The organism is bacterium, assembly GCA_035281585.1.
Taxonomy (GTDB): Bacteria; UBA10199; UBA10199; order DSSB01; family DSSB01; genus DATEDP01.
Map to the genome: position 1 here is coordinate 1 of DATEDP010000068.1, position 7,408 is coordinate 7,408.

At 58.9% G+C, this 7,408-nt stretch carries 8 protein-coding genes; 3 read left to right on the plus strand and 5 right to left on the minus strand.

The window, feature by feature from the left end; all coding sequences use genetic code 11:
• A partial coding sequence (locus VJR29_05080) for a hypothetical protein (GenBank protein ID HKY62775.1) occupies positions 1-371 on the minus strand: 371 nt, incomplete at its 3' end.
• Positions 372-601: 230 nt separating this feature from the next.
• Here VJR29_05080 and VJR29_05085 point away from each other — a divergent pair.
• A complete protein-coding gene (locus tag VJR29_05085; protein ID HKY62776.1) occupies positions 602-1,714 on the plus strand; it encodes a Fic family protein in 1,113 nt (370 codons plus the stop codon).
• Positions 1,715-1,785: 71 nt separating this feature from the next.
• Here the strand turns inward: VJR29_05085 and VJR29_05090 are convergent, their stop codons facing one another.
• From VJR29_05090 to mce, 4 genes are all read right to left on the minus strand, one after another.
• Positions 1,786-3,576: a hypothetical protein gene (locus VJR29_05090; GenBank protein HKY62777.1), complete on the minus strand. Its 1,791-nt coding sequence runs from the start codon at positions 3,574-3,576 to the stop codon at positions 1,786-1,788.
• A 260-nt stretch (positions 3,577-3,836) separates the two neighbouring features.
• Complete coding sequence (locus VJR29_05095) at positions 3,837-4,826, minus strand: aldolase/citrate lyase family protein (GenBank protein HKY62778.1); 990 nt, start codon at positions 4,824-4,826, stop codon at positions 3,837-3,839.
• 28 nt (positions 4,827-4,854) lie between these two features.
• Positions 4,855-5,385, minus strand: coding sequence for a hypothetical protein (locus VJR29_05100; protein HKY62779.1), 531 nt, complete (start codon positions 5,383-5,385; stop codon positions 4,855-4,857).
• Between the two features lie 9 nt (positions 5,386-5,394).
• Positions 5,395-5,817, minus strand: coding sequence for a methylmalonyl-CoA epimerase (gene mce / locus VJR29_05105; protein ID HKY62780.1), 423 nt, complete (start codon positions 5,815-5,817; stop codon positions 5,395-5,397).
• A 179-nt stretch (positions 5,818-5,996) separates the two neighbouring features.
• On the opposite strand from mce, the gene VJR29_05110 reads away from it, so the two are divergent.
• Together VJR29_05110 and VJR29_05115 are read left to right on the plus strand one after the other, a co-directional pair.
• Complete coding sequence (locus VJR29_05110; protein ID HKY62781.1) at positions 5,997-6,437, plus strand: periplasmic heavy metal sensor; 441 nt, start codon at positions 5,997-5,999, stop codon at positions 6,435-6,437.
• A gap of 287 nt (positions 6,438-6,724) precedes the next feature.
• Positions 6,725-7,273: a hypothetical protein gene (locus VJR29_05115; GenBank protein ID HKY62782.1), complete on the plus strand. Its 549-nt coding sequence runs from the start codon at positions 6,725-6,727 to the stop codon at positions 7,271-7,273.
• Positions 7,274-7,408: the final 135 nt, after the last annotated feature.

Below are 7,408 nucleotides of genomic sequence, written 5' to 3' on the forward strand. Positions count from 1 at the left end.
GAATCGATCTCTTGGTAGAGTAATTTAAGCAGAGGCTCGAAGTTTTCGTCTTCGAGCAGATCCCGGTAGGGGTTCTGAAAAGATTTGCCGTCGTTCAGCTCGGCTTGGCGCTGCAGGAACGCTTTGAATTCCGCAAAATCCTGAACCTTGAGTTTACTAAGATCCAAAGCCCCGCAGCCATCCCGCAAAAGCGCCGGCACCATCGGCCCCAAGAGCTTCTTCAGCTCGTCCCGATACCGCCGATGTTCGCTCGAGATCCCGTTCGCGTCGGTCCCGCCGGCGATCGAGAAGATGTCCTTCTCCCCTTCCGGCGGAAGATAGAAACTCACCCCGTCAAACCGCGGCCGATTGTAGGTCTTCCCCTCGGACATATACCTCTCCAAGGGAAGATCCAATGCAAGGCAAAGGCCAGATAATTAATATTAAATTGTTAAGTAAAATCATAATATTAAATAATATATGATTGTAAAAAAGTTCTCACTTTGAGAGGTAAAAACACTCGGCAATCAGTCCAGAATCGGTTTTGGATGAGCGATAGAATTCCCTTTTATAACTCATAAATTAGCTTTAATATGAGCTATAGAGGGAGCTGTTATCGCTCATGAAATGGAACTGGCAAAAATCTTCCTGGCCTAATTTCAGTTTCAGGCAAGCAGAATTGGCCGATTTGGAAGCGGAATTCCTCCGCCAATCGGGACTTTTTCAAGGGACCTTGCGCCATGTCGGCGACGAGGAAAAATCCCGCCTGACGGTCGATTTCCTCAGCACCGAGGCCGTGAAGACTTCGGAGATCGAAGGTGAGATCCTGAGGCGCGACAGCGTTCAATCCTCCATCCGCCGGCAATTTGGCATCGACGGCGAAGCTCTAAAAGCCCGACCGGCGGAACAGGGGATCGCCGAGCTGATGGTCAATCTCTGTCAGACCTTGGATCAGAGCCTGACTCACGATCAGCTTTTTAGCTGGCACCGCATGCTGACCCAAGGGCGCCGCGACTTGGGAAGCATCGGGACCTATCGAAGCCACGACGAACCGATGCAAATCGTTTCCGGCCCGGTGGGCAATCCCAAAATTCATTTCGAAGCGCCGCCCTCGCAAAAAGTGCCGGGGGAAATGGCGATATTCTTGGCTTGGTTCAACGACACGGCGCCGAGAGGGAAGGCCCCGCTTTCCGCCCTGACCCGATCCGGAATCTCTCACCTCCATTTCGAATCGATCCATCCTTTCGAAGACGGAAACGGGCGGATCGGTCGAGCCATCGCCGAAAAAGCGCTTTCCCAGGCCCTAGGCCAGCCCAGCCTCATCGCGCTCTCCCAAACCATCGAGGCCGACCGGAAGGCCTATTACCAAAGCCTGGAACGGAACAACAAAGACACCGAAATCACCGACTGGCTGGTGTATTTCGCGAAGATCGTTTTAAAGGCGCAAAGCGCCACTCAAAGCCTAGTCGATTTCATCGTCGAGAAGGCAAAGCTTTACCAGAGGCTGGGCGGTCGCCTGAACCCGCGCCAGGAGAAAGCACTGGAAAGAATGTTCCGCGAAGGCCCGAACGGTTTCCGCGGCGGCCTCAGCGCCGAGAATTACCTCGCCATCACCAAGACCTCCCGGGCCACGGCGACGAGAGACTTACAGAATTTGGTCGAGATGGGCGCGCTGCGCCGGACCGGCGAGCGGAAACACACGCGGTACCATTTAAATATTTCGGGTTTATCGTAGTCGGCGCTGAAAAATTCTTTTTATGTTCTTACCCCCCTTTGAAAAAGGGGGGGGGGTAATTTTGGGATTTTCTAAAACGACGCCTCCCATGCACCCAAGGTGGCCAAGGAAGGCCGCGCCGAAATCGCGCCGCTGGCGGGATCGATCTGATAATGGGGCTGGTAGGACTCGCTCAGTTCGCCCGGCCAAGCGCTTCCGGCCAATGGGGCGCTGCCCGGCAAGGGAAGATAAGTCTGGAGATCGATCGGCGCCGCGGTGCCCTCCCGCAACATGGCAGCCCCCACGACGTGATGGGTCGCGTTCCCTCCGGGATAGGTCGCCGAGTCATCGGTGCAATCGTCGTATTGGGTGCAGCGGTTCCCAAATCCCGGAAAGGCCTGGCCATAGCCGGGAATGGCCTCGTCCCACCCGCCCGAAATCCAATTCTCGCCGAGAGCCAGATCCAGCTTGTCGGGGCGAAACCGGGTGAACTCGAAATAGGATCGCTGGGCCCCTGAAGAGAGCGCGCCCAAGTAGATCACGTTATGGAAGGCCCGAACCGTCGCGAAGCTTTCCTCGCCGCTGGGGAACCCAGGCTCGGAATTGCCGTACCAAGGCCCTTGATCCACCAATTGATAAAGCGCCTGCTCCTCGAAATCTCCCAAGAGGACGACCGTGTTGTTGTAGAAATAGAGCGTTCCCGGCCGGCGGTCTTCCTGGACGTTGTCGTAGGAATAATGCACGACGCTGCCGGAGGCGCCGGGCCCCTGATTGAGGATGACGTTCCCGTAGACGTAGGTCTTTTGGTAGGCCGCCCAAGCCGCTGCGACCCGCTCCTCGTCGCCCGCGCTCACTTCTCCGCCGCCGGCCTGGTATTCGGCGAAACGCCAAGGAAGCACCAGCTCGGCGTGATCCTGAACCTCCACGAAGTCGAGGATCCGAGCGGCCTTGGCAAAGAAATTATAGCGGACGACGTCGCCGGCGGTCCGCATTTTGAGGTTGCCGCCCATCGACCCGGGGCGGCCTTCGCCGAAGCGGTTGGCCTGCACCAGGAAATCGACGCCTTGAAGATAGGCGTTGTGCATCAGATAGCTGTTGGTCGCCCCGTTGCCGTGGATGCTGTTGCCTTCGACCAAAATATCCCGGGCCATCTGGGATTCGGGCGGCCGGCTGAGGATGAAGAGGCCGTTGCCGCAGTTGCTGAGCTCGTTTCCCCGGACGGTGATGGCCCGGCCTTCCTGCACCCTCAGGCAGGAGGCTCCGCCCAGGTAGGGCCGGTACTGGCCATTGGTCGCAGTGTAATGAAATTCGTCCTCGTCGACCCTGCCCTCGCCGCCGAGGGTATCGGTGATTTTCAGGCCCTCGATCACGATATGCTCGGGACGCTGATAATAATCGCGATGGTAAATCGTGACGACGCCCAAATCCTCCATGCCGTATTGGATGTCGCCGAAGTCGAGGTCGGGACGGCTGGTCGCGTCCTGGCCGCTGATCGCCGGCAATTGGCCGGCGGGGCCGGGAACGCCGCAAAGGCGAATCGGCTGCTCGGCGGTTCCTTGGCCGCGGATCAATATTTTTTCCCGGTAAGGCTCGGAGCGCCAGAAGATGCGGACGGTGTCGCCGGCCGCCAGTTGATTCCAATCGACTTCGCCGAGGCTCGCGAATTGGAGGATGGCGGGGCCCGACTCGGGTTGGGGATTTCCGACTTGGATGTCGCGGCCGCTCCCGAAATGCCGGCAATCGATCTTCAGGGCCGGCGGCTTGCCGGCGGGAGCCTCGTCAAGGCTCCCGTTGTCTTCAGGTTGGGGATTTCCTCCGGAGCCGTTGCCGGATCCGCAAGCCGCGATTCCCAACATCGCCAGGGCCAAGAGCTCTCGCTTCATCGTTGTCTCCCATCTTCGACCCGAGCGGGAGCAGTGCTAGCACTTCCGGCAGGATTTTGGGAATTCTTGATTTCCCCCTTTGAAAAAGGGGGATCAAGGGGGATTTAAAGCGATCGCTGGGAGAAAAAGCCCGGAAGCGAGCTCGATTGCTTGCAACGGATTTCAAATCCCCCCTGGTGTTAGACTTCGCAAATTCTGCGAATTTGCTGCGCGGTCCGGCAAAGCCGGACCTTGCGTACCTTTTTCAAAGGGGGGGATTTTTAACCGAAAAAAGCCTTCTCGGCCGCCTCCGGCAATTTCTGGCCGCCGATCTTGGCCGACTGCACCAGCTCCCAGTAATAGCGGTAGGTGGCGCGGTCGTGGAGCTCGCCTTCGAATTGGATCGGACCCCAGTTGGCCTCTTGGGCGGCGAGCAGGATCTGGCTGCCCTTCTCGATCATCGAGTGATCGGGCATCATCGCGGCGACGATGGCGTCGATTTGAGTGGGATAGATCGACCACATCCGCAGGAAGCCGAACTCATTGCGGGCCCGAAGGGCGTCGGCCTTGGTCTTCTCGGCGTCCTTGAGATCCAGCGTCACGTTGTGAGCCGGGATGATGCCGTTGGCCAGCGCGGCGGCGCAAACCGTCGCCTTGGCCCGGAAGATCAGCGCGTGCTCGAATTGGCCGGGCGAGCGCATGCAGGAATCGGGGATCGCGCCGTGGTGGCCGGAGACGAAGTCCATCAAGCCGAAGTCGAGGACCTGCATCCAAGGCAGGGCCGCGATCTCGAAGGCATCCTTCAACGCGCCGTGAGTTTCGACCAGAACATGGATCGGGATCTCGCGCTTCACGCCGCCCTTCTTGGCCACCTCTTGAATATAGCCGATCATCTCCTTCACCTGGCTGACCGCGGTCGGCTTGGGGATGGTGATGTAAGCCAGCTCGTTGCCGGCGCCGCCGACCAGGGTGTCGACGTCCTGCTTCCAGTAGGCATTGGTGTAGTCGTGAATCCGGGCGCCGGCCATCTTGTATTTGTTGAGCGGGCCCTTGGCCATGCCGACGATCATCTCGGCGTGCTCCTTCTCCTTGCCGGTCGGCGCGCCGTCTTCGCAGTCCATCGTGATGTCGAAGACGCCGCCCTTGGTGTTTTGCAGTTCCATCGCCTTGGTGATCAGCTTCTCGCTGCCGGCGAAATGCTCGCAGGCCGGAATGATCGGGAAGGGCTTCTCGCCGGCGAAAAGGGCTTCGTTGGGGTGTTTCTTCGACATGGGATCTCCTAAAAAATGGAAATGAAGCTTATTTCATGCCCTCGAAAGAGGCGAAGAAAGCCGTGGTTTCGGGCTTGGATTCAATGCCTTCGGGGCCGGTGACGATGGCCTGGTAAATTCGGCAAGTTTTGTCGGAAAAGAAAATTTGGTGGAGGATCACGCCCTTCTCGCCCTTCTCGGAGATGCTCGCCAGGAACTCGGTCCCCGCGATGCCGCCGGTCTGCAAGGGCTTCTCCCGGATGAGCTTGGCCTTGTTGGCGGCCAAGGCGCCCTCGCGCGAATTCTTCAGCACGGTTTGGACGTCGACTTTCCGCTTCTGGCAGGCATCGCCGATATCGGTATAGGAAGAGACGTAGGCGCCATTGGCCGTTTCGTAGATCGCGTTGACGCTGCTCAATTCGCCGGCCGACGACTGGCTTTTATCCACCTGCTCGGTCGGCGCGCCGGGGAATTGGATCTTATAGCTTTGGTTCTTGGGCTGGTAGGGCGCCGCCGCTTGGGCCAAGACGGTCAGGGTTAGGGTGAGGGCAAAAGCGGCGAGCGACGAAATCTTCTTCATCAAAATCTCCTAATTGCTCAATTGGCCTTCTTGGGAAAGCTCGATCAAGACGCCGTTGCTGGCCTTGGGATGAACGAAGGCGATCCACTTGCCATGAGCGCCGCGGCGCGGAACTTGGTCGATGAGCTGGACGCCCTGGGCCTTGAGCTGTTCCAGCGTCTTTCGGATGTCATCGACCTCGATGCAAATGTGATGGAGGCCGCCGCGGCCCTTCTTCTCTTCCAGGAACTTGGTGATCGGGCTGTCCGGCGAGGTCGGGAAGAGCAGCTCGACATTGGTCTCGCCGATGCCGAAGAAAGCGGCCCGGACCTTTTGGTCGGCGACCTCCTCGATATGCTCCGGTCCCTTGCCGAGCAGGCTTTGGTAGAGCTTGATCGCGTCCTCCAGGTTGGGGACGGCGATGGCGACATGGTCGACTTTCTTGAAAGCCACGGAATTCCTCGATAATTTTGTGGGGCCGCCTGCCCTCGGGGCCGCGGCAGCCCCCGGCTACTAAGCCCGGCTGGGCTTGTCAACCGAGGAACCCAAGATTTCTTTTCCAACCTTTCGATGGGCAAGGGCGTGCAAACTTGTTAAGAAGCCGCATCCATCAACCCTTTGGAGGAGACAATATGTCTTTCAACCGCCGTTCCCTTCGCAGTCTTCTGATCGCCGCCGCCCTCTTCGCCTGCGCCGCCCCGGCCCTGGCCCAAGACCCCAAGGGCCCTCCTCCCAGCATCGTCGATTCGCCGGTCTTCAAGGACCTCGGCTTGAGCGACAAGCAAAAGCAGGAAATTCAAGCTTCGCAAAACTCCTTCGGCCCGGTCTTCGAGCAGAAGGCTCAAGCGGTCCGCGACGCCCGCACCAAGCTCGACCAAGGCATGGACGCCGATCAGGACGAATCCAAGCTCCGCGACCTTTTCAAGAACTACCAGCAGGCTCATGACGACATGGCCAAGGCCGGTTTCGAGCAATCGCTGGCGATCCGCAAGATCCTGACCCCAGCGCAACGGAAGAAAATGCGCGAAATCCGCCAGCGCCAAGCCGACGGCGGCAAGCCCCCGGTGAAATAAGATAATTTCAGGGGGGATCGGGAACTTTCCCGACCCCGCCTCCGTCCTTTCGGGTACAAGGCCAATTCAGGCCTGGCCATGACGGAGGCGAGATGAAAATTCAGAGTTATTCCCCACCCCAGGTTTCCAGCACCGAAACAAGCGGCCCTTCTGCGAAAAGTTTGGTTCAAAGCGAATCGAGCCCCGCTACTATCGGGAGCGGCAATCCCCAATCCTATTTCGAACGCAGTTCATCCCCCTCTTCTACCGGGTCGCCCGCCGAGGTTTCGGCGGGCGACTTGGATCAAATGATCGAGGAGTTAAACTCCGGAAACACCGAAGCAGCCAATCCCCGCAAATTCATGGAGTTCATGAAGGGTCTCAGCGAAGAAGAGCGAGGCGAGGTCCGTGACTTCCATAAAAAAGTATTCGACGCCGCTCAAGGCGGCGAGCTCGACGACGAAACCCTTTCGACCCTGGCCGCCGAGGCGCCGGAAGCCTTGGTGCGTTTCGCCGAGGAAAACGGCCTCTCGGTAGAGGACGTCATCAAAGGCGGCGTCGAGATGGCCAAGCACCGACCCCCGGGCCCACCTCGAGACGGAATCCACGGCGAGCTACATAGCTTTCTCGAATCCCAAGGATTGGACGAGGCCGGCCGAAGGGAGATCGGTGACTTCATGAGAACTTTGATGGAGAATTCCCGGGACGGGACCCTCGACCTCTCGGCACTGGAAGCCCAAGCTCCGGCAGCCTTGAATAGCTTCGCCGAGAGTAAGGGTGTTCCGCTCTCCGAGTTGCTCCAGCAGCTGGTCGATGGGGCGCCAAAACCCGGCGGTCCCGCTCCCGAATCCGAATAAGGAGGAAAGAATGTCTAAACCCCTAACCCTCAAGACCCTGCTGGCCTTCCTGCCGCTGCTGACGGGGATCTCCGGCGCTTTCGCCCAGGCGCCGGATTTCCCGCCGCCTCCCCGCCATCCGCCCGACTTGACGAA

Bases quoted from the DNA above. Each gene is read 5' to 3' on its own strand.
- VJR29_05100 (HKY62779.1), bottom strand. From the start codon at position 5,385: ATGAAGAAGATTTCGTCGCTCGCCGCTTTTGCCCTCACCCTAACCCTG.
- VJR29_05095 (HKY62778.1), bottom strand. From the start codon at position 4,826: ATGTCGAAGAAACACCCCAACGAAGCCCTTTTCGCCGGCGAGAAGCCC.
- VJR29_05085 (HKY62776.1), top strand. From the start codon at position 602: ATGAAATGGAACTGGCAAAAATCTTCCTGGCCTAATTTCAGTTTCAGG.
- VJR29_05110 (HKY62781.1), top strand. From the start codon at position 5,997: ATGTCTTTCAACCGCCGTTCCCTTCGCAGTCTTCTGATCGCCGCCGCC.
- VJR29_05115 (HKY62782.1), top strand. From the start codon at position 6,725: ATGATCGAGGAGTTAAACTCCGGAAACACCGAAGCAGCCAATCCCCGC.
- VJR29_05090 (HKY62777.1), bottom strand. From the start codon at position 3,576: ATGAAGCGAGAGCTCTTGGCCCTGGCGATGTTGGGAATCGCGGCTTGC.